Annotated in this window: 21 protein-coding genes; 9 read left to right on the forward strand and 12 right to left on the reverse strand. The window is 68.5% G+C overall.

The genetic code is table 11. The features are described 5' to 3' along the window. Positions 1-2: 2 nt before the first annotated feature. The 7 genes from PWS46_RS24440 to PWS46_RS24470 form a co-directional block, all read right to left on the reverse strand. Positions 3-1,244 carry a glycosyltransferase family 4 protein gene (locus PWS46_RS24440; protein WP_434624224.1) on the reverse strand — a complete coding sequence of 414 codons (1,242 nt, stop codon included), beginning with the start codon at positions 1,242-1,244 and terminating at the stop codon, positions 3-5. Continuing rightward, complete coding sequence (locus tag PWS46_RS24445) at positions 1,241-2,521, reverse strand: glycosyltransferase family 4 protein (RefSeq protein ID WP_434624226.1); 1,281 nt, start codon at positions 2,519-2,521, stop codon at positions 1,241-1,243. The genes PWS46_RS24440 and PWS46_RS24445 overlap by 4 nt, the downstream gene beginning before the upstream one ends. A 6-nt stretch (positions 2,522-2,527) precedes the next feature. Continuing rightward, a complete protein-coding gene (locus tag PWS46_RS24450; RefSeq protein WP_434624228.1) occupies positions 2,528-3,493 on the reverse strand; it encodes a GDP-L-fucose synthase family protein in 966 nt (321 codons plus the stop codon). A gap of 171 nt (positions 3,494-3,664) precedes the next feature. Further along, positions 3,665-4,660 (reverse strand): NAD-dependent epimerase/dehydratase family protein, encoded by a 996-nt coding sequence (locus PWS46_RS24455; protein WP_434624230.1) that lies wholly within the window; start codon positions 4,658-4,660, stop codon positions 3,665-3,667. 32 nt (positions 4,661-4,692) lie between these two features. Then, positions 4,693-6,048 carry a nucleotide sugar dehydrogenase gene (locus PWS46_RS24460; protein WP_434624233.1) on the reverse strand — a complete coding sequence of 452 codons (1,356 nt, stop codon included), beginning with the start codon at positions 6,046-6,048 and terminating at the stop codon, positions 4,693-4,695. A gap of 408 nt (positions 6,049-6,456) precedes the next feature. Next, on the reverse strand, positions 6,457-7,902 hold the full coding sequence (locus PWS46_RS24465) for a flippase (protein ID WP_434624235.1): 1,446 nt from the start codon (positions 7,900-7,902) through the stop codon (positions 6,457-6,459). 89 nt (positions 7,903-7,991) lie between these two features. Further along, positions 7,992-10,148, reverse strand: coding sequence for a GumC family protein (locus PWS46_RS24470; protein WP_434624237.1), 2,157 nt, complete (start codon positions 10,146-10,148; stop codon positions 7,992-7,994). Between the two features lie 392 nt (positions 10,149-10,540). Between PWS46_RS24470 and PWS46_RS24475 the strand changes: the two genes are divergently transcribed. From PWS46_RS24475 to PWS46_RS24485, 3 genes are all read left to right on the forward strand, one after another. Further along, a complete protein-coding gene (locus tag PWS46_RS24475) occupies positions 10,541-11,215 on the forward strand; it encodes a Crp/Fnr family transcriptional regulator (RefSeq protein WP_434624239.1) in 675 nt (224 codons plus the stop codon). 113 nt (positions 11,216-11,328) lie between these two features. Further along, complete coding sequence (locus tag PWS46_RS24480; RefSeq protein WP_434624241.1) at positions 11,329-11,505, forward strand: hypothetical protein; 177 nt, start codon at positions 11,329-11,331, stop codon at positions 11,503-11,505. A gap of 105 nt (positions 11,506-11,610) precedes the next feature. Continuing rightward, positions 11,611-11,814: a YgaP family membrane protein gene (locus tag PWS46_RS24485; RefSeq protein WP_434624243.1), complete on the forward strand. Its 204-nt coding sequence runs from the start codon at positions 11,611-11,613 to the stop codon at positions 11,812-11,814. Positions 11,815-11,896: 82 nt separating this feature from the next. Here the strand turns inward: PWS46_RS24485 and PWS46_RS24490 are convergent, their stop codons facing one another. Both PWS46_RS24490 and PWS46_RS24495 read right to left on the reverse strand, forming a co-directional pair. After that, positions 11,897-12,493 carry an ActR/PrrA/RegA family redox response regulator transcription factor gene (locus PWS46_RS24490; protein WP_432264223.1) on the reverse strand — a complete coding sequence of 199 codons (597 nt, stop codon included), beginning with the start codon at positions 12,491-12,493 and terminating at the stop codon, positions 11,897-11,899. A gap of 9 nt (positions 12,494-12,502) precedes the next feature. Continuing rightward, positions 12,503-13,897 carry an ActS/PrrB/RegB family redox-sensitive histidine kinase gene (locus PWS46_RS24495; protein WP_434624245.1) on the reverse strand — a complete coding sequence of 465 codons (1,395 nt, stop codon included), beginning with the start codon at positions 13,895-13,897 and terminating at the stop codon, positions 12,503-12,505. 108 nt (positions 13,898-14,005) lie between these two features. On the opposite strand from PWS46_RS24495, the gene PWS46_RS24500 reads away from it, so the two are divergent. From PWS46_RS24500 to tenA, 3 genes are all read left to right on the forward strand, one after another. Then, on the forward strand, positions 14,006-14,827 hold the full coding sequence (locus tag PWS46_RS24500) for an ABC transporter ATP-binding protein (protein WP_434624247.1): 822 nt from the start codon (positions 14,006-14,008) through the stop codon (positions 14,825-14,827). Next, the gene (locus tag PWS46_RS24505; protein ID WP_434624249.1) at positions 14,814-15,653 is read left to right on the forward strand and encodes an ABC transporter permease; all 840 of its coding nucleotides are present in this window, start codon (positions 14,814-14,816) and stop codon (positions 15,651-15,653) included. The genes PWS46_RS24500 and PWS46_RS24505 overlap by 14 nt, the downstream gene beginning before the upstream one ends. 67 nt (positions 15,654-15,720) lie before the next feature. Further along, entirely contained in the window at positions 15,721-16,407 is a 687-nt protein-coding gene (gene tenA / locus PWS46_RS24510) for a thiaminase II (protein WP_434624251.1), read from the forward strand. Between the two features lie 4 nt (positions 16,408-16,411). Here the strand turns inward: tenA and PWS46_RS24515 are convergent, their stop codons facing one another. The 3 genes from PWS46_RS24515 to PWS46_RS24525 form a co-directional block, all read right to left on the reverse strand. Next, positions 16,412-16,780 (reverse strand): hypothetical protein, encoded by a 369-nt coding sequence (locus tag PWS46_RS24515; RefSeq protein ID WP_434624253.1) that lies wholly within the window; start codon positions 16,778-16,780, stop codon positions 16,412-16,414. A 128-nt stretch (positions 16,781-16,908) separates the two neighbouring features. Further along, positions 16,909-17,703 (reverse strand): cyclic nucleotide-binding domain-containing protein, encoded by a 795-nt coding sequence (locus PWS46_RS24520; RefSeq protein ID WP_434624255.1) that lies wholly within the window; start codon positions 17,701-17,703, stop codon positions 16,909-16,911. Positions 17,704-17,763: 60 nt separating this feature from the next. Beyond that, a complete protein-coding gene (locus tag PWS46_RS24525; RefSeq protein WP_434624257.1) occupies positions 17,764-18,387 on the reverse strand; it encodes a TlpA family protein disulfide reductase in 624 nt (207 codons plus the stop codon). A gap of 89 nt (positions 18,388-18,476) precedes the next feature. Here PWS46_RS24525 and argH point away from each other — a divergent pair, with 89 nt between their 5' ends. The 3 genes from argH to lysA are packed head-to-tail and all read left to right on the forward strand — an operon-like array spanning position 18,477 to position 21,381. Beyond that, complete coding sequence (gene argH, locus PWS46_RS24530; protein WP_434624259.1) at positions 18,477-19,898, forward strand: argininosuccinate lyase; 1,422 nt, start codon at positions 18,477-18,479, stop codon at positions 19,896-19,898. Next, the gene (locus tag PWS46_RS24535) at positions 19,895-20,089 is read left to right on the forward strand and encodes a hypothetical protein (RefSeq protein WP_434624261.1); all 195 of its coding nucleotides are present in this window, start codon (positions 19,895-19,897) and stop codon (positions 20,087-20,089) included. Before argH ends, PWS46_RS24535 begins: the two co-directional genes overlap by 4 nt. 32 nt (positions 20,090-20,121) lie before the next feature. Further along, positions 20,122-21,381, forward strand: a complete 1,260-nt coding sequence (gene lysA / locus PWS46_RS24540) for a diaminopimelate decarboxylase (protein WP_434624411.1) — start codon at positions 20,122-20,124, stop codon at positions 21,379-21,381. The last annotated feature ends 88 nt before the right edge of the window (positions 21,382-21,469 follow it).

A 21,469-nucleotide genomic window follows, 5' to 3' on the forward strand; every position in this document is an offset into this window, starting at 1 on the left:
CGTCAACTCCCGGTCAGTGCCGCTCCGGTCGACCGGCCATGCTGGCCACCCTCCGGATCGGCGGAATAGTCGGACACATAGTCCGTGTCCGCGCTGCGCTCCGCCCTGGGGCCGCCCAGCGCCACCACGGCCTTCTCCACCGACTGGGCGAAGAAGCTGGCGTCGGCCAACGCCTGGAACGGCCGCCCGTTCAGGCTCAGGCGGCGCCACTCGTCCTCGTCGCCCGCGACCGACAGCATGTAGCGCGCCAGCCCCTCGGGGTTGTCCGGCTCCACGATGTGGCCGTTCAGCCCGCTGCGGATCAGCACGTCGCGCGCACCGCACTGGTCGGACAGGATGGTCGGCACCCCCATGGCCAAAGCCTCGTTCACCACCAGACCGAACTGCTCCTCCAGCGACGGCAGAAGCAGGCAGAGCGTCGATCCCAGCGTCTCGGCGATTCCCTTTTCCTGCAGGAAGCCGCGGAAGATGATCGAACCGTCCAGCCCGCGCCGCGTCACCTCGGCCCGCAATTCCGCCTCCAGCGGACCGGATCCGCAGAGGTGGAGCGGACGGGCGGCCGGACCGGCCAACTGCCGGTAAATGTCGTAGGCTTCGACCGCCCGGAACAAGTTCTTCTTCGGGACGAAGCGCGCGATGATGGTGAAGTGGCGGTCGGCGAAGGGTACTCCGCCAGGGGCCGGCTCCATCCCGGACAGTCGGCGGATGCGGTCCAACGACAGCGTGTCGTACCCGATATAGAGCCGATCCTTCGGAAGTCCCAACAGACGGAAGTAATCCACCGTGCGGTGACTTCCGCCGATCCCCGCCTGATAGGGGGAGTAGAAGACGCTCTTCACCATTTCGCGCCACAGGATGCGCGGCTTGTCGTCGTATTTGGAGGCGTTCATGTTGATGACCTTGCGCCCCATCAGCCGCATGGTCAGGGCGAGCGCGAAGACGTCCGGATCCTCGTAATGGCACAGGAAGACGAACCGGGCGTCGACGCGCCGGCATTCGCGCAGCAGGGCGCGGTACACCGTGGCCGTCGACAGGTCGGCCTTCGACTGGCCGGGAAACAGGGTGATCTTGCGGAAATTCTGCCCGGACCCGGTCGAATCCCAGGCGTAGGTGTGCGACTTCGACCCGACCTCCAGTCCGATCACGTCATAGACATGACCCAGCCGGCGGCCGACAGCCTCCAACCGGTCCATATGGTAGGGGCCGAACATCTCCCAGCTGAAGACCAGCGCGGGCTTCTTCATGCTGCCTCTCCCAACAGAAGACGGGCGTAGCGGTCGAGCGCCACGGCGCGGGTGGCGTTCGCTTCCACCCAGGCACGGCCGCGGCGGCCCATGGCGGTGGCGCGGGCGGGGTCCGACAGCAGGGCCGCCACCGCCTCGGCCATCGCGCGCGGCTCTTCCGGCGGGGTGCACAGGAAGGCGCCGACCTGCGCCTCCAGCGTGGCGAGCGCCGATCCGGGCAGGCAGGTGCTGACGAAGGGCCGGCCGGCGGCGAGGATGGTCACCGCCTTGCCGGGCATGGCGAAGGCCGCCCCTTCCGGCCGCTGGGGCACGAGATGGACGTCGCCCTCCGCCATAGCCTCGTTCAGTTGGTCCTTCGGCGCCAACGGCTGGAAGATCACGTTGCGCAGCCCCATGGCGCGGGCGCGCGACTTCAGCTCCTCCTCCAGCCCGCCCTGCCCGCGCAGCTTGATGCGCGCGGTCGGCATCAGCTCGGCCAGATGTCCTGCCATGTCCAGCACCTGCTCCAGCCCCTGCTTGCGGGCGAAGGCGCCGCTGTACAGCGCAGTCGGCGGCTGGTCGGGGCGGGGCAGCGGGTGGACCGCGTCGGCATCGACGTGGGGCGGGATCACATGGATCGGCCGGGTGACGCCCAGCTCCTCCAGCACGCCACGCATCGGCTCCGACAGGACGACGATGGCGTCGGCGCGGTTCAGCGCCCGGCGCTCCATGGCGCGGATCGCCTTGACCGCCGCCTTGCCGCCCATGCCCAGCGCGCCGGCAAGGCCGGACTGGATGTCGTGGACGATGGCGACGTGACGCCCGCCCGGCGCCTTGAAGCGGTCGGCGATGCCCACCGACAGGATCGACGGGCAGAGCGACAGCACGGCGGCGTGCCGCCCGACCCGGCCGCGGACGCGGGCGGCGGCGAAGCCGGCATGCAGCACGCCTTCATGGATCAGCCGGGCCTTCATGCCGCCGCCGGCCGGCGGGATGGTGTGCAGCCGCTCGACCAGCACCCCGTCCACCGTCTTGCTGTCCTGCGACCCGTCGGCATAGCCCTCATAGACCGTGTTGCCGGGATAGTTGGGACGCGCGGTCAGCACCGTGGTCTCGGCCCCGGCCGCCGCGAAGGCGGTGGCGAGGTCGGTCATCATCGGCGCACTGCCGGCCGGTTCCGGCCAATAGCTCTGCGCCACCAGCAGCAGTTCCTCCGGCACCGGCACGTCCGCCAGGGAAAGAGAGCTGGACGGCCGGTCGAAGACCGGCTGCCGCAGATTGAGGGAATCGTCCGGCATCGGCGGTTACTCCGCAGCCTGCTTCGGAGCCTGCTGGCGTTCCGGAGCGGCGTTCTCCAGGAACCAGGCGTAGGTGCGGCGCAACCCCTCCTCCAGCGACACCTTCGGGCGCCAGCCGGTGGCGAACAGGCGCGACACGTCCATCAGCTTGCGCGGGTGGCCGTCGGGCTTGCTCAGGTCATGGGTCAGCGTGCCGGTGTAGCCGACGGTGTCGCGGATCATGGCGGCGAGGTCGGCGATGGCGATGTCGTCGCCGGGGCCGACATTGATGATCTCCTCGCTGTCGTAATGATCCATCAGATGCAGGCAGGCGTCCGCCATGTCGTCGACATAGAGGAACTCGCGCCGCGGCTTGCCGGTGCCCCACAGGGTGACGGTCGGATCGCCCGCCAGCTTGGCGTCGTGGAAACGGCGGATCATGCCCGGCAACGCGTGCGAGGTCTCCGGGTCGAAATGGTCGCCGGGGCCGTACAGGTTGGACGGCATGGCGCAGATGGCGTTGAAGCCGTACTGGCGCCGGTAGGCCTGGCACATGGTGATGCCGGCGATCTTGGCGACCGCGTAGGGCTTGTTGCTCGGCTCCATCGGGCCGGACAGCAGCGCCTCCTCTTTGATCGGCTGTTCCGCATGCTTCGGGTAGAGGCAGGAGGACCCGAGGAAGAGGAGCTTGCTAACGCCGGCGCGCCAGGCGGCGTCGATGACGTTGTTCTGGATCAGCAGGTTGTCGCGGATGAAGTCGCCGCCGAAGCGGTCGTTGGCGAGGATGCCGCCCACCTTCGCCGCGGCCAGGATCACATGCTCGATCCCCTCGCGGTCGAAGAAGGCGCGCACCGCCGCCTGATCGGTCAGGTCGAGCTGCGACCGGTCGCGGATCACGAGGTCGGTGTGCCCGGCCTCGGTCAGCCGCCGCAGAATGGCGGACCCGACGAGTCCCCGGTGGCCGGCGACGAAGATACGGCTGTTGCGGTCCATGCGGGCCGTCTCCTTAAGATCTTGTGCGAGCACTTGCCGCCGATTGCCCCCACCCCGACCCTCCCCCGCTGGGCAGGGGAGGGAGATTGGAGCCTTGTCGGCGTTCAGCGGCAGTCCCTCCCCCGCCCAGCGGGGGAGGTTAGGTGGGGGTCTAACGCCCCAATCGACGCCCTACTCCGCCGCCTGCCCCATGCGCCCCAGATCCGCCCGTGCGCGCTCCGCGTACCACTCGACCACGCCGGGCAGGCCGGCGGAGAGCGGGATGCGCGGGGTGAAGCCCAGCGCGGTCAGCTTGGCGATGTCGGGGCTGCGGCGGTCGGTGCCGCCGGGGGCGGCCGGACCCGGCATCACCTGGGCATCGCGGCCGAGGCAGCCGACGGTCTGCCGGGCGAGGTCGGCGATGGTGACCTCCTCCGGGTTGCCGACATGGTAGATGCCGAGATGCTCGCCCTTGTCGACCACCGTCACGATGCCGTCGATGGCGTCGTCGATGTGGACGAAGGCGCGGGTCTGGCGGCCGTCGCCCTGGATCTTGAAGGGCACCGCCCCGCTCGGGTGACTGGCGATCGCCTCCACCGCGCGGCGGGAGAATTCCGGCACCACGTGCTCCCAGCCCATGTCGGGGCCGTAGACGTTGTGCGGGCGGAAGATCGCCACCCGGTCGAAGCCGCTGCGGCCCCAGTTGATCGCCAGCAGTTCGGAGATCAGCTTGGAGCCGCCGTAGCTGTAGCGGGCGTTCAGCACGTCCGGCACGACCAGCGGCACCTCCTCCGGCGTCGGCACCAGCGGCGGGGTCTGGTAGGCCTCCGAGGAGGAGGCGACGACGAGGTCGCCCACGCCGTCGGCACGGCAGGCGTCCAGCACGTTCAGCATGCCGCGCACGCCGACGTCCAGCACCACCTCGGGCTTCTCGTAGAAATGCTTGGTGCCGTTGACGGCGGCCAGATGCAGCACGCCGTCGACGCCGCGCACCGCTTCCCGCACCGCGGCCGGATCGCGGATGTCGCCCTGGACGAATTCGACATCGTCCAGCACGCCGGCCAGCCGCCCGGTGTGCCCGCGCGAGTTGTCGTCCAGAACGCGGACGCGGTGGCCGTCACGGACCAGCCGGTGGACCAGGGCGGCGCCGATGAAGCCGCTGCCGCCGGTGACGAGATAGTGTTTCATGTCGGTCAAATTCCTCTTCCAGCCCGATGACGTCAGGCCACATGCGCGTAGCGGGCGGCGCCATGGCTGCCGAGAGCCACGTAGGCCGTGCCTTCCGGCAGGTCGACATCGCGGCTGTTGAAGTTGTTCCAGAAGTCGTAGATCACGCCCGGCCGGTCCATCCGCTGGGCCAGATCCGGCAGCGGCATCGAGGTGAAGACCGGGTGGTTGTTCAGGATCACCGCCAGATTGGCGCCGGACACCGCCTCGGCCATGTTGGCCGCCGGCTCCAGACCGAAGGAACGGATGTCGTCCGGCCGCACCACCGCGTCGAAGCCGCGCAGCCGGGCGGTGGGGAAGCGCTGGCGCAGTTCCTCCAGCACCGGCTTGGCCATGGTACCGCGCAGGTCGTCGGTCGCCGGCCGGCCCTTGAAGGCGAGGCCCATCAGGCTGATGGTCGGCGCCTGCGGGAAGCCCTGCATCGAATTGGCGAGCTTGCCGAGGAAGTCGGCGACCTCGATCGGCTGGCTTTCGTTGACCAAGCGGCCGGCGGCGGTGATCGCCATCTCGACGCCGACCTCGCGCGCCGCCTCGATCAGGATGTGGGGGTCCTTCTCAAGGCAGGGGCCGCCGACCGGGCCGGGCAGCGGCAGGTTGGTGCGCGGATAGCCCAGCTTGCCGGCGCGCGCCACCTCGACCGCCGAGATCTCCATGGCGTTGCACAGCTTGGCGATCTCGTTGGAGAAGGCGAAGGTGACGTCGCGGTAGGTGTTGTCGACCAGCTTGATCAGCTCCGCCGTCTCCAGGGTGGAGACCTTGACGGTGGTCGGCGTCAGGAAGCCGAAGATCTGCGCCGCGCGGGTGGCGACGTCCATGCTCTCCGCCCCGACGATCTGCGGCAGCTGGTTCAGCTCCAGCAGCGCCTGGCCTTCCAGCGTGCGTTCCGGGCAGAAGGCGATGTCGAACTGCTTGCCGGTGGCGCGCAGGATCGGCGCCACGACGTTGCGGGTGGTGCCCAGCTTCACGGTGGAGCGCAGGATGACCAGATCGCCGTCATGCAGGCAGCTGGCGACCTGACGGGTCGCCGCCTCGATCATGTCGGTGCGGACCCGGCCGTCCTTGCTCAGCGGCGTGCCGACCGTGATGATGAAGACGCTGGCGTTGCTGCAATCCTGCTGGTTGCGGCTGAAGGTGAAGCGGCCGCGTGCGATGACGTGGCGCAGCTTTTCCGTCAGGCCCGGCTCGTGGAAGTGCGGGTTGCCCTGGCCGAGCTTGTCGAGCACGTCCTGCCGCACCTCGACCCCATGCACCTGGAAGCCGGCGTCCGCCATCGCGACCGCCAGCGTCAGGCCGACATAGCCGAGCCCGAGGACGCAGACGTTACGATCGGAAAAAGTCTTGGGAAGCATCGTCGCTCCTGCCGTTTGCTGAGGCCCCGCCACCGGCGGCGGGTTGCCGAGAGTTTGGAGACGCCCCGACTGCCCTGCCCTGTTGCCAAGGATGCAGACGGAGAAACCTCGAAATTCGAAATTGTTTTCTTGTTGTGACTTCGCCGTGACGATGAAGTACCCCGTTTCCGGCGTTGTGCAGCGCGAAGTGTTTCAGAAATCACCGCCAGATGAAAAGACTATGATTGCCGTTCACCGACGTATTAAGAGTATTAACCCTCGCCACGGTCGAATGAATGCTTGGAGTGACCAACAGAGACGTTCGAAAGTGGTGCAATAGGCGCAAGTCGTTTCAGCTGCCGCCACGGAGCCACCCGGCATTGCGGAATTGAGGGTTGCATCCGACCGCCCTGCCACGACCCGCCCCCCTCAGGCCGTGGCGCTGGTCAGACGGCGCAACCGTTTCAGCTGCACCAGTCCCGTCAGCACCGCCATGGCCGCATAGACCGCGACCATCGCCACGCTGCCGATGACGAAATGCACCAGTGCCGGCGTCCGGTCGAACAGCGGGGCGGCGAAACGGTCGAGCGCGACCGCTGCGGCGACGGCGGCGACGGCGCACAGCAGCGCCTTGGCGGCGATGCCTCCATACAGCTCGCCCACCGTCTGCCGGTGGATCCAGGCGATGGCGACCGTGGCGGCCAGTTCCGCGGTGAAGGTCGCCATCGCGGCCCCCTCGATGCCGTAGCGGGGGATCCACCAGATGTTCAGTGCGGCGTTGAGCGCGCCGCCCGACAGCATGGCGATCATGTAGCCGGTCTGCCGGTGCCAGACGAGCAGCGGATTGCCCAGGATCATGTTCGCGTAGACCACCGCCGAGGCCAGCATCAGCAGCCGCAAGGCCAGCGTCGCCGGGGCGTAGGCATCGCCGAACAGCGTGCCCAGGATGGACGGCGCCAATGCCAGGCCGCCGGCGATGACCAGTCCGCCGACCGCCAGCATGACGGAGGCATAGGCCCGCATGCGGTCGCGCATCGGCCCCAGTTCGCCATAGGCGGCCGCCAGCTGCGGCAGGAAGGCGTTCATCACGATGTTGCCGACCAGATTCGCCAGCGTCTGGATCTTCACGGCCGCGCTGTACCAGCCGACCTCGGTGTGCGGGGCCAGGAAGCCCAGCATCACCACATCCAGATGGGTGAAGATCGCCCAGGCGAAGACGCCGACCGCCATCGGCGTCGCCGCCGTCAGGATCTCACGCCATACCTTCAGGTCGACCCGTGGGCGCAGCGTGCCGAAGTCGCGGCGGAAGCGGCCGATCATCACCAGCGCGTTCACGGTGATCGATCCGCCGGTGATGGCGGCTGCGGTGATGGCGTCCTCAGGCCCACGCACCAGCAGGAAGACGAGAAGCATCGAACCGATGGAGGTGCCGATCTCGCGCGTGGCGATCACCCCCATCTTCTCGGTCGCCTGATAAACAAAGTCGAGCACCAGGGCGTTCCCGAGCAGCTGGACCGCCTGCACCAGAAGAACCGCCTTCACCTCCATCGGTTTGTCCAGGGACAGGATGAAGGCGGCATAGAGGGCGCCCACCACCAGCGCCAGAACGGTGCGCAGGGTCAGCACATGCTCGGACAGCTCGGCCGCCTGCTCCCTGTCACGGGCGATCTCGCGGATGGCGTAGGTGGAGAGGCCCATGTTCACGAACAGCGCCGCATAGGCCATCAGCGAGGTGCCGAAGCCCAGCACGCCGAAACTGTCCGGTCCCAGCACCCGCGCGGTCCAGGCCGCGGTGACCAGCCCGCTCGCCATCGTCGCCGTCTTGGCGGCGGCAAGGGCGCGGATGTTCCGGAAGATGCGGTGTCCAGCCGACATTCATGGGCTCTTCAGTGGTTCAAAACGTCACGTTGCATGGCGCAAAACGCCCTCTCCCGCCCTTTCGGGGCGGGAGAGAAGGGTCTTTCTCAGTTCGCGTAGTAGCGGCGGTAGCCGTGGTAGCGTCCGCTGTCCGGGAACTCGTATTGGGCATGGCGGCGGGTATCGACCTGACTGAACAGGACGCCCACCACCTCGCCGCCGGCCTCGATCACCTCCTTCAGGCCGGCCATGGCGGTGCCCCGCTTGGTCATGCCCCAGCGGACGATGAAGACGGTCTGGTCGGCGAGCGCCGCCAGCAGCTTGCCTTCCGACACCGCCAGCACCGGCGGCGAATCAAGCACGATGCGGTCGTAGTTGACCGACAGGCGCGACAGCAGCTGGTGCATGGCCGACGACCCCAGGGCATCCTGCGGCAGCGACGGACCATGGCCGGCGACGATGACGTGCAGGCCGGTGCGCGGATCGACCTGGATCGCGTCCTCCAGCGCCGCGGTGCCGGCCAGCACCTCCGACAGGCCGCGGTTGTTGGACAGACCCAGCATCTCGTGCAGGCTCTTCCGCCGCAGGTCGCAATCGACCAGGATCGTCCGCTGGCCGGCATTGGCGCAGGTGCGGGCGAAGGCCGCGGCGACGGAGCTTTTGCCCTCGCCCGGAACCGAGGAGCTGAACAGGATCACCCGGTGCCGCCCGTCGGGATTGGCGAGCAGAAGCGAGGTGCGCAGGTTCTGCATCGATTCCGCGAAGGCGGAGATCGGCTTGTCGACCACATAGGCGGCCGGCGAACCGCCGAAGCGCGGGATGCGCGGCACGATGCCCAGGCTGCGCACGCCGGTCGCCAGTTCGAACTGGTGCGGGCTGCGGAAACCGCCGTCGGCCCGTTCGCGCAGCATGGCCAGCAGCACGCCCAGCGTGCCGGACGCCACCAGCGCCAGCAGCAGGATCAGCTTGCGGTTGGGCTGCGACGGGTCGAGCGGGATCGCCGCCTCCGACACCACGCGGGCGTCGGGCTGGCGCATGTCGGTCTGCGCCGCGATCTGCTGCGAGCGGGTCAGCAGGGATTCATACATCGCCTGGGCGGTGCTGGCGTCGCGTTCCAGCGTGCGCAGGCCGACGGTCGCCTGCTGCTGCTGGTTCTGCTTGACCTCGGCCTGATCCAGGCTGGCCTTCAGCGCCTGCTCGCGGCCCTTCGCCAGTTCGACCTCGTTGCTGAGGTTGGAGACGATCTTGCCGACGTCGGCCTTGATCTGGCCTTGCAGGTCGCGCAGCTGGCTCTGCAGGGCCTGCAGCATCGGGTGCTTGGCGCCGTAGCGGTTGGTGGCGTCGGCGATCTGGCGCTGCAGATCGACCTCACGCTCGCGCAGCGCCTGGATCAGCGGGGAGCCCAGCACGTCGCCGACCGCCGAGGCGCCGCGCGGCGAATTCGCCATCGCGGTGACGTCGCGCAGCTTGGTTTCCGCCTCCTGCCGCTTGGTGCGGGCCAGGATATAGTCGGTGTTGAGCTGGCTCAGCTGCTGGCCGACAACCGTGCTCTCGTTGTTGGACGAGGTGGTCAGGCCATGCTCTGTCCGGTATTTCTCCACCGCGTCGCCGGTTGTCTGCGCCTCCTTGCGCAGGTCGGCCAGCCGTTCCTCCAGCCACTGGGTGGCCCGCTTGGACGCCTTGAACTTCTCGTCCAGCTGGTCGACCAGATAGAGGTCGGCCATGGTGTTGGCGATCAGCGACGCCTTGCGCGGGTCCTCGCTGTCGAAGCTGACGGCGATGACGTAGGAGCGTCCCTGCGGCCGGACCGAGGTGTTGTCGAGCACCGCATTGACCACCGAGGTCATCTGGTTGCGCTCGACCTCCTCCGGCGACAGCGGCACGCCGCTGCTCTGCTTCCAGCTGTCGGGGATCCAGTTGCGCGGATTCAGCGCGGCGAGCCATCCGGGCGGCGGCGGACGCAGCGCCGAATTGAACTCCGGATCGTTCATCAGCTTCAGCTTGGTCACCACCTTTTCGGCGAAGGCCGGCGACTTCAGGATCGCGACCTCGCTCTGCAGCGCGCTGATGTCGGGAGTCATGTCGGACACCACGCCCTCGAAATTCAGGACGGTGTTCTTGCGGTGCTCGACCATGATCAGGGTTTCGGCGGTGTAGAGCGGCGTCATCCGGAAGGCGATCAGGGCCGCCAGCCCGGTGCCGAGCACGATCACCGTGCCGATCAGCAGCTTGTGCCGGCGCAGCAGGCCTGTTGTCCGGCGCACGGCACTGGCGGCGCTGGCCGACAGATCGTAAGAGATTCCGGGGGAGGCGGAACCGGAGCCCCGCCGAGACTCAGGGGTATTGCGTCGGGGTTGTTCCTGAAGTTCCTGGGTGGCCAAAGGGTCCTCCTCGCGTAACGACCAGAAGCGCGGCCATAGGACCGTCCGTTGGTCCGATCCTCCATTCCGGGCAGCGGCTGCTGTCCGGCGGGCAGGCTCGGCGGTTCGTCCGATTGGCTGAAACGCAGTGTTAGTCCAGCCGTTGCATCGGCCATCCAGTGCATGAGGCGAGCAATGGGCGCGCAGTGGGTAGCCTTCCTGACCCTGTTGCAGTGCAGTATGGACCGTCGAAGCAGGACCGGTGATAATGGGGGTTACTCGGAAGGACAGGTTCCATGACGTTCGATCGCACCGGCTGGACCGCGGAAATCCCGGCGCTTTTCCCGACATTGGCGAAGCTTGACCCGGATCAGGCCGCCCATCTCGCCAACGCCGGCCGGCGGGTGAACGTTCCGCGCGGAACCGTCCTGTTCCGCGCCGGCGACCGTTGTCACACCTTCCTGATGGTGCTGGACGGCGCGGTGCGGGTGCAGATGGCGTCGGAGACCGGACGCGAGATCGTGCTGTACCGCGTCGGCCGCGGCGAGACCTGCATCGTCACCACCGCCTGCCTGCTGACCGACAAGCCCTACAGCGCCGAGGCGGTGGCGGAGACCGACATCGACGCGGTGGCGCTGGCGGCCGGCCCCTTCCACGATCTGGTGGCGCGCTCCGCCGCCTTCCGCGACTTCGTCTTCGCCTCCTTCGGCAACCGGCTGACCGGCATGATGATGCTGATCGAGGAGGTCGCATTCGGCCGCGTCGACCTGCGCCTCGCCCGCTTCCTGGCCGACCGCCGCGACGGCACGGGCGGCCTCGACACCACACATCAGGCGCTGGCGGTGGAACTGGGCACCGCGCGCGAGGTGGTGAGCCGCCAATTGAAGGAGTTCGAGCGCCGCGGCTTCGTGGCGCTGTCCCGCGGCCGCATCCAGGTGCTCGACCCGGCGGCCTTGCTGGACATCGGGTGATCCGGAAAATATGCCTTTTAGCCTATACGTACTTTACCGTAGGCATAGACCCTGATATTGTTAATCAGCTAGATTGTATAGGGTACGTTCATACTTTGGACGGAGAAGTCATCATGCCGCACCGTCAGGATACCCCCACCGTCTGCGCGATCCGGCAAATCCGCACTCTTAGCCGTGAGAGCCATGATTTGCACACGCGCGAAGCGCTGCTGCGGGTTGAGCGCCGGATGATCGAATTGCTGGAAGACCACATGCCTCCAGTTCAATTGGAATCCCATCCGCATAGCTGAGCATGGCCCGGATTCCATACCGCCTGCAGTGTGACTCCGTCACAGACCGGTTGCGGTCAAAGGCGTAGACCGGTGTCATCATCGTCAGAAACGACAGGTGCCGCCATGTTTTGCGTCAATATGGGCCCGGTGGATCGCGCGTTGCGCGCCATCGTCGGGCTGATCCTGATTTCACTGACCGTCGTCGGGCCGCAAACCCTGTGGGGACTGGTCGGGCTGGTGCCGCTGCTGACCGCCGTCGTCGGCTTTTGCCCGGCCTATCTGCCGCTCGGCATCAAGACCTGCCGGACGGAAGACCGCACCGCCTGAGCGGTGCCCCGGCCAGACATGCGAACGGCCCGCTCCCTTCGGGGGGCGGGCCGTTCGCGTTTCTCGCCGAAGCCGCGGATCGTCAGGCGCGCGGGGCGTGCTTGTTCAGGATGCGCTGCAGGGTGCGGCGGTGCATCTTCAGGCGGCGCGCGGTCTCGGAGACGTTGCGGTCGCACTGTTCGAAGACGCGCTGGATGTGCTCCCAGCGGACGCGGTCGGCCGACATCGGGTTTTCCGGCGGCTGCGGCAGCGGCCGGCCGTCGGCCAGCAGCGCCGACTCCACCGCGTCGGCATCGGCCGGCTTCGGCAGGTAATCGACGGCGCCGGCCTTCACCGCGGCGACGGCGGTGGCGATGTTGCCGTAGCCGGTCAGCATGACGACGCGGGCGTCGGGGCGGGCGTCGCGCAGGGCCGCCACCACGTCCAGCCCGTTGCCGTCGCCCAGCCGCAGATCGACCACCGCGAAGGCAGGGGCGGATTCCTGCGCTACCTCGATGCCGAGTTGGACGCAGTCGACCGCGACGACGTTGAAGCCGCGCTTCTCCATGGCGCGGGCCAGCCGCGTGCGGAAGGGGGCGTCGTCGTCGACGATCAGGAGGCTGCGGGTGACGTCGCCAGTGAATGTCAGTTTGACGGCATCGCCCGACAGCAGGTCATCGGTTGTTTTGAGGGTGTCCACCGTGAAACCTCATTTCTTGGCGTTGATGGTCTTCCAGCGCACGGAAATCCGTGCACCCGTTCCGCCCTGGTTGGGATGCCCGCCGGCGGTCTGGTCAGCGGGCGGAGCGCTGTCCGGCGGATTGTTGCTGTAGCGCACGGTCGCGCCGGTCTTTTCCAGCAGCGTCTGCGCGATGAAGATGCCCAGCCCCATATGGCCGCCGCCCGTCTGCCCCTTCGGGCCGGAGCGTTCGCCGCGCACCGACAGGTACGGCTCGCCGATGCGGCCCAGCAGATGGGACGGGAAGCCCGGACCGTCGTCCATCACCGTGATGGTGACGCCGCGCCCGTCCCAGGCGGCGGCGACCGTCACCTTGTGGCGGGCGAACTGGTGGGCGTTCTGGATGAAGTTGCCGATGCCGTGGATGATCTCCGGGCTGCGGCGCAGGAAGGGCTCCTCCGCCTCGCCGACCGGGTGGGGTTCCACGACGAAGTCGATGTGTCCAAGACGATGGGGCGCCGCGGCGGCCTCGATCAGCGTGGTCAGCGGCAGCCGTTCGAACGGGTCGCCGCCGTCGGCTTCGGGCTTGCGCGCCAGATCGGCCAGGATCTCGCGGCAGCGCATCACCTGGCTCTGCAGAAGCTCGACATCCTCGCCATAGGGGCTGTCGGGCGGCAGGTCGCGCGCCAGCTCCTTCGCCACCACGGCGATGGTGCCGAGCGGCGAGCCCAGCTCGTGCGCGGCGGCGGCGGCGAGCGCCCCCAGCGCCCCCAACCGCTGTTCGCGGGCGAGCGCCACCTGCGAGGCGGCGAGCGCGTCGGCGAAGCGCCGCGCCTCGGCGGCGACGCGGAAGACGTAGCCGGCGATGAAGACCGACGACACCGACAGCGACAGCCAGACACCGAAGGCGTAGAGCGGCGCCATCGAGCGCACCGGCTCCTCCCACGGCAGCGGGAAGTGCCAGAGGGCGAGCGCGGTCAGGCAGATCAGGTTCAGCCCGGTCAGCAGCACCGTGCTGTAGCGCGACAGGATGGCCGCACCGACGGTCATCGGCGCCAGCAGCAGGATGGCGAAGGGGTTGCTCAACCCGCCGGTCAGATAGAGCAGCAGCGTCAGCTGCAGCATGTCGTAGCTGAGATACAGCGCCGCGTCGCGGTCGGCCAGCCGCAGCCGGCCGCCGCGCTGGGCCATCGCCACCACGTTCAGCAGGGCCGACGCGCTGATGGCGGCCAGCACCGGCCCCAGCGGCAGCGGGAAGCCCAGCCCGAGATTGACGAAGGCGACCGCGGCCAGTTGCCCCAGCACCGCGACCCAGCGGATCAGGATCAGCGTGCGCAGCGTGATGCGGCCGTCGGGCTGCGCCCATTGCGGCGGCGGCGGAGCGACCGGGAACGGCGCGGTCAGCGTGCTGGCCATCGTCACCATGATCCTTGTCCCCGGCCTGCATGCATCTGGATCGTATGCCCCTGGCGGTTGCGGCGGACGCCGCCATATTCTGTGCCCATGCCCGAGCAGATCATGACCGAGCCAACCATGACGTCCCGCCCCTCGACCGCCTTATCGTCCGCCATCCGGGCCGACGGGCTGACCAAGCGCTTCCCGACTCCGGACGGGCGGGAGGTGACGGCGGTCGACGCCATCGCCTTCACCGTGCCGCGCGGCAGCGTCACCGGCCTTCTCGGCGGCAACGGGGCGGGCAAGACGACGACCATCTCGATGCTGCTGGGGCTTTTGCTGCCGACGGCCGGGACGGTGGAGATCCTGGGCGTCGACATGGCGCGCCACCGGCATGCCGTGCTTCCGCGCATGAACTTCTCCTCCCCCTACGTCGAGCTGCCCCATCGGCTGACGGTGCGGGAGAACCTTACCGTCTATGCCCACCTCTACGGTTTGACATGCGTCAAAAAGCGCGTCCAAGAATTGGCCGAGCATCTTGACCTGTCGCGTTTTCTCGATCGCCCGTCCGGCGGGCTGTCTGCGGGGCAGAAAACCCGCGTTGCCCTTGCGAAGGCTTTGCTCAACGATCCGGAAGTTTTGCTGCTGGACGAGCCGACGGCCTCGCTCGACCCCGACACCGCCGACTGGATCCGCACATATCTTGAGCGGTACCGCCTGCGCACCGGCGCCACCATCCTGCTTGCCTCCCACAACATGCTGGAGGTGGAGCGGCTGTGCGACGGCGTGCTGATGATGCGGCAGGGCCGGATCGTCGACCGCGGCGCCCCCTCCGCCCTGGTCGCCCGCTATGGCCGCCAGACGCTGGAGGAGGTGTTCCTCGATATCGCCCGCGCATCCGGCGGCGTTGAACCCGATGGGCGCACCCTCACCGGGGAGACCGCCGATGCAGCCGAATGAGGTGGCGATCCCCCGTGCCGACTTCTCGCTGCGCCGGGTCGGCGCCATGGTGCTGCGATACTGGTACCTGCTGCGTGGGTCCTGGCCGCGCATCCTGGAACTGGCCTATTGGCCGACCATGCAGATGATCCTGTGGGGCTACATCAACCAGTTCATGGCCTCGACCAGCGGCGGCGGCAGCGGCTGGGTGGCGCAGGGCGCCGGCGTGCTGGTCAGCGCGGTGCTGCTGTGGGACGTGCTGTTCCGCGGCCAGCTCGGCGTCTCCATCTCCTTCCTGGAAGAGATGTGGTCGCGCAACCTCGGCCATCTGTTCGTCAGCCCCTTGCGGCCCGGCGAATGGGTGACGGCGCTGATGACCATGAGCCTGCTGCGCACCCTGATCGGCGTGCTGCCGGCGGCGGCGCTGGCGATTCCCTTCTTCGGCTATTCGGTCTTCGCGCTGGGCCTGCCGCTGGCCGCCTTCTTCGCCAACCTGATCGTGCTGGGCTGGTCGCTGGGTCTGCTGATCGTGGCGCTGATCCTGCGCTACGGCATGGGGGCGGAGGGGTTGGCCTGGATCGTCGTCTTCATGCTGGCTCCGGTCAGCGCCGTCTATTACCCGGTTTCGGTGCTGCCGGCCTGGCTGCAGCCGGTGGCGCTGGCCCTGCCGTCGGCTCATGTGTTCGAGGGCATGCGGGCGCTGGTGTTCGACGGCGTCCTGCGCTGGGACCATCTGGCCTGGGCGGTCGGGCTGAACCTGGTCTACATGGCGGGCGGCATCGCGGTGTTCCTCTACGCCTTCCATCGGGCGCGCGTGCGCGGGGCCTTGCTGCAAACTGGTGAATAGCGGGCCGGCGAATAGCGGGTAGAGTGTCCTCCGCCCAATTCCGTCAGCGACACCGGAGACCGCAGCCATGACCGCCCACACCCGCAGCCCCGACCTGTTCGACCGGCTCGTCGCCGAGGCGCGGCCGGACTGGTCGGCCTATGTCGACCACGCCTTCGTGCGCGGGATGGGCGACGGGACGCTGCCGCAGGCGTGCTTCCGGCATTATCTGGTGCAGGATTACCTGTTCCTGATCCATTTCGCCCGCGCCTATGCGCTCGCCATCTACAAGGGCCGCGACCTGCGCGAGATGCGGGCGTCTCTGCACGGCCTGAAGGCGATCCTCGACGTGGAGATGGACCTGCATGTCGGCCTGTGCGCCGGCTGGGGCCTGCCGGCCGCCGAGCTGGAACAGGCGGCGGAGGCCAAGGCGACGATGGCCTACACCCGCTATGTGCTGGAAACCGGCCTGCGCGGCGACCTGCTGGACCTGCATGTGGCGCTCAGCCCCTGCGTCATCGGCTATGCCGAGATCGGCCGCCGGCTGGCCGCGCTGCCCGGCGCGCTGGACGAGACCAATCCCTATCGCGTCTGGATCGCCGAATATGCAGGCGAGGCCTATCAGGAGGTGGCGCAGGCGGCGCGGGAGAATCTCGACCGGCTGGCGGCGGACGGGATGACGGAGGCGCGCTTCCCCCGTCTGCTGACCGTCTTCCGTCAGGCCTGCCGACTGGAAGCCGATTTCTGGGAAATGGGCATGACGCTGGCAGGCTGAAGGTTCACCCCTGCTTGCCGGCCGCCGCCTTCTCGCGATCCACCACCTCAAGAATCCGCTGCAGCGCCTCGGTGGTCAGCGGAGAGTCCATGGTCAGGCCGTCGCCGAACTTGCGGAGGGCGCCGATGGCGCGGCGGCGGGCGATGAATTCGTCGTCGCCGGCCTCGAACGGTTCGACCACCGGACCCTTGTAATAGCTGCCGCGGAACCCCCACTGGCGCCGCCCGTCGGCGCGCCATTCGCTGCCGTCGGACAGGATCATGCAGCGCCCGCCCTCCTTGTAGCGTTCCACCGTCGCGATGGATTGCGGAATGGACTGGCCGCTGCGGATCGTCACGCGGTCGCCGACGCGGAAGCTGGCGGCAGTGAACATGCTGTCTCCCTGAATGGCGCACGCCCCCCGATGGGGCCGGAGCGCCGCAAAAATCGCGAAGGCGCTGTTTTCCACCAGAAGCCCCGGCAAATCCAGCGCCTAATCCAGCACCAATTCCAATTCCCGATTCAGCCGGCCTTCTCGGCAGACGGGGGCGGGCCAGCAGGAGCGGCCGCCTTCTTCGTCAGTTGGGCGATGTAGATCCGGGCCAGCGATTTCAGGATCGGCGGCATCGCCATCACCGCGTCCTCGAAGCTGCGCTTGTCGATGACCTCGCAGATGCCGCCGGCGACCGCCACGGCGGTGACGTCGGGCTGGCGCCCGGTCAGCAGATAGATCTCGCCGAACAGGCGGCCGGGCCCGAGCGTCGCGATGTCGTCGCCCAGCGTGCCGCGGCCGGGGCGAAGCGCGACGCGGCCGGACTGGATCAGGTAGGCGGCGTTCACCGGCTCGTTGGGGCCGAAGAAGACATGCCCCTCGCGGATCATCCGGCGGTCGACCACCTTCTGGAACGAGTTGGTGGAGCGGAAATCCACCGCATTGCCGTACCGCTCGACCGCCGGCAGGCCATAGTCGCGGCGGATGGCGGCGATCAGGCTCTGCAGCAGGAAGGACGCCAGCGGCGGACTGCGCTTCAGCAACCCCTGGAAGGCGTCCCGCGTCACCTCGACGCAGGACACTTCGGTCAGCGACCGCACGGTGGCGCTGCGCTCGCCATCGTCGATCAGCGCCATCTCGCCGACCACCGCCCCCTTGCCGACGACGCTCAGCCGCCGGGTGCCGCCGTCCGGCAGGGTCAGCAGCACCTCCAGTTCGCCGGATTCGATCAGCCACGCCCGGTCGGCGCGCTCCCCCTGCCGCATCATCACGATGCCGGGGCCGATGGTGTAGCGCTTGGGACCGGCAGAGGCGGGTTGCGTCATGGATTGGCTCGGGACAGGCGGACGGTCATCGCCACACTCTACCCCAAGGCCACGGAATCGTCAGCCGCCGGTCTTCATCACCCCGCCACGGTCGCGCGCCGGGCCGCCGCCCCCATTGCCGCCATGACCGAGAAACTGGCGCAGGAAGGCGACGACCTCCGGCGAATCCCACTCCACCGCCCCTTCGACGCGGCCAAGCTCACGCCCCTCCGGATCGACCAGGATGGTGGTGGGCAGGCCGCGCAGCGTCAGCGTCTTCATCGATTGGGATCCAGGATCGAGGAATACCGCCAGATGCTCCACCCCCGTCTTCTTGTAGAAGGGCTCCACCGCCGTCCGGCCGCCGCGGTCCAGCGACAGCGCCACCACCTGGAAGGCGTCGCCGCCCAGCTGGCCCTGCAGGCGGTCGAGCGACGGCATTTCCTTCACGCAAGGCCCGCACCAGGTCGCCCACAGGTTCAGCAGGATCACCCGGTCCTTGAAATCGGCCAGATCGACCCGCCGCCCCACGGCATCGACGAAGGACAGCGCCGGCATCGGCTTGGGCTCCGCCCCCTTGAACTTCTCCAGCTTGTCGGCGCCGGTGGAGGCGACCGGCGTAGCGGCATCCGCCGCGCCCAGCCGCACCACCTCGGGAGCGGCAGGCGCCGCACCGGCGCTCCACCACAGGCCGGCCCCGGCCATGCACACACAAACCGTTGCGACCGCCGCCAAAGTCCGCATACTCACGCTTCCTCGCTCCCCTTCACCCGAATGCCCCGGTATACGTCCCCATGAGCGCCGATCAGACCCCGCCGAATTCCGCCGCCGCACCCGCCGCCAGCCAGATGTGGGGCGGGCGATTCGCACGCGGTCCCGCCGCCATCATGGAGAAGATCAACGCCTCCATCGGCTTCGACAAGCGGCTCGCCGACCAGGACATCGCCGGGTCGAAGGCCCATGCCGCGATGCTGGCCAAGCAGGGCATCATAACCCAGGCCGACGCCGACGCCATCATCGACGGCCTTGACCGCGTAAAGGCAGAGATTGACGCCGGCACCTTCACCTTCAAGGTGGAGCTGGAGGACATCCACATGAATGTGGAGGCCCGGCTGGCCGAACTGATCGGCGAACCGGCCAAGCGCCTGCACACCGGCCGCTCGCGCAACGACCAGGTCGCGACCGACTTCAAGCTGTGGGTGCGCGACGCCATCGACCGGACCATCGCCGGTCTGACCGCGCTGCAGACCGCGCTTATCGATCTGGCGGAGCAGCACACCGAAACGGTGATGCCCGGCTTCACCCACCTGCAGGCGGCGCAACCGATCAGCTTCGCCCACCACCTGCTGGCCTATGTCGAGATGTTCGGGCGCGACCGCAGCCGCTTCCGCGACGCCCGCTGCCGGCTGAACGAATGCCCGCTGGGCTCGGCGGCGCTGGCCGGCACCCCCTACCCCATCGACCGCTTCATGACGGCGGAGGCGCTGGGCTTCAACCGGCCGACCGCCAACTCGCTGGACGCGGTGTCCGACCGCGACTTCGCGCTGGAATACCTGTCGGCGGCGTCGATCTGCGCCATGCACCTGTCGCGCTTCGCCGAGGAGATCGTGATCTGGTGCTCGGCCCAGTTCCGCTTCATCAAGCTGACCGACGCCTTCACCACCGGCTCCTCCATCATGCCGCAGAAGAAGAACCCCGACGCGGCGGAGCTGGTGCGCGCCAAGGCCGGCCGCGTGATCGGCAGCCTGAACAGCCTGCTTATCGCCATGAAGGGCCTGCCGCTGGCCTATTCCAAGGACATGCAGGAGGACAAGGAACCGGTGTTCGAGGCCGACGACACGCTGGCGCTCTGCATCGCCGCCATGGAAGGCATGGTGCGTGACATGCAGCCGAACATCCCGGCGATGCGCGAGGCGGCCGACCGCGGCTTCCTGAACGCCACCGACCTCGCCGACTGGCTGGTGCGGGAACTGGACATGCCCTTCCGCGAGGCGCATCACGTCACCGGCCGCGCCGTGAAGGCGGCGGAGGACCGGCGCGTCGGCCTGACCGACCTGACGCTGGAGGAGTTGCAGGCCATCGAGCCGCGCATCACGCAAGCCGTCTATCCGGCGCTGAGCATCGAGGCGTCGCTGAACAGCCGCACCAGCTTCGGCGGCCCGGCCCCCGTCCGCGTGCAGGAGGCGGTGAAGGCCGCCCGGGAGCGTTTCCTGTGAACCGCAGTCTGACCCTGACCATCCTCGCCCTGACCGGCGCCCTGGCGCTGGCCGGCTGCGGCAAGAAGCCGAAATTCGTCGACAGCCCGGTTCCGGAAGGTCAGGTCGATCCCTTCCCGCGCACCTACCCCAACCCCTCTATGGACCCGAAGCCCGGCAAGCCGGCCGGTTCCGGAGTCCAGTTCCCATGACCGCCCGCACCGGATCGCCGAATGGTTCCCCGATGAGCGTCTTCGCCTACCGCAACGGCGTTCTGCACGCCGAATCCGTGTCGCTGGAGGATGTGGCGCGGGAGGTGGGCACCCCCTTCTACCTCTATTCCACCGCGGCGCTGGAATCGCACTACAACGCCTATGCCGGCGCCTTCGCCGGCCAGGACGCCGGCGTCTGCTACGCGCTGAAGGCCAACTCCAACCTTGCCGTCATCCGCACCCTGTCCAGGCTCGGGGCCGGCGGCGACGTGGTGTCGGTGGGCGAGATGAAGCGGGCGCTGGCCGGCGGCATCCCGGCGGAGCGCATCGTCTTCTCCGGCGTCGGCAAGACCCGCGACGACCTGCGCGCTGCCCTTGAAGCCGGCATCCACCAGATCAACGTCGAATCGGTGCCGGAGTTGGAGGCGCTGAGCGAAGTCGCCTCGTCCATGGGCGTGGAGGCTCCCATCGCCTTCCGCGTCAACCCGGACGTCGACGCCAAGACCCACGCCAAGATCGCCACCGGCAAGAAAGAGAACAAGTTCGGCATCGACTATGACCACGCGCGCGAGATCTACCGCCGCGCCGCGGCCCTGCCGGGCATCAAGCCGGTCGCCATCGCCGTCCATATCGGCTCGCAGCTGACCGACCTCGCCCCCTTCCGGGCGGCTTACGAGCGGGTCGCGGCCCTGCTGCACCAGCTGCGCGAGGACGGGCACGACATCCAGCGCCTCGACCTCGGCGGCGGGCTCGGCATCACCTACAAGAACGAGGCGCCGCCCGATCTGGCCGATTATGCCGCGATGGTGCGCTCGATCACCGGCAATCTCGGCTGCCGCATCACGCTGGAGCCGGGCCGCTCGCTGGTCGGCAACGCCGGCATCCTGGTCAGCCGCGTCATCTATGTGAAGCAGGGGCTGCACCGCCGCTTCGCCATCGTCGACGCGGCAATGAACGACCTGATCCGCCCGTCGCTGTACGACGCCTATCACGGCATCGTCCCGGTGGCGGAGCCGGCCGACGGCGCAGCACAGGAGCCCTACGACGTGGTTGGCCCGGTGTGCGAGAGCGGCGACACCTTCGCCGTGCAGCGCCCGCTGCCGCCGCTGGCCGACGACGACCTCGTCGCCTTCCTGTCGGCCGGCGCCTATGGCGCGGTGATGGCCTCGACCTACAACAGCCGGCCGCTGGTGCCGGAGGTGCTGGTCAACGGCGACCGCTTCTCCGTCATCCGCCCCCGCCCGACGGTGGAGGAGATGCTGGCGGCCGAGCGCGTGCCCGACTGGCTGTAAAGTCAACGGCACGAAGGCGGCGCGAAGGGAGTATGCGGCTGGCCGCCGCGCCCGATGGCCCTAGGTCAGGCTCGACCGGTCCCCGCGA

The sequence above is a fragment of the Azospirillum sp. B2RO_4 genome (assembly GCF_051124815.1).
In the GTDB taxonomy this organism is placed as follows: domain Bacteria; phylum Pseudomonadota; class Alphaproteobacteria; order Azospirillales; family Azospirillaceae; genus Azospirillum.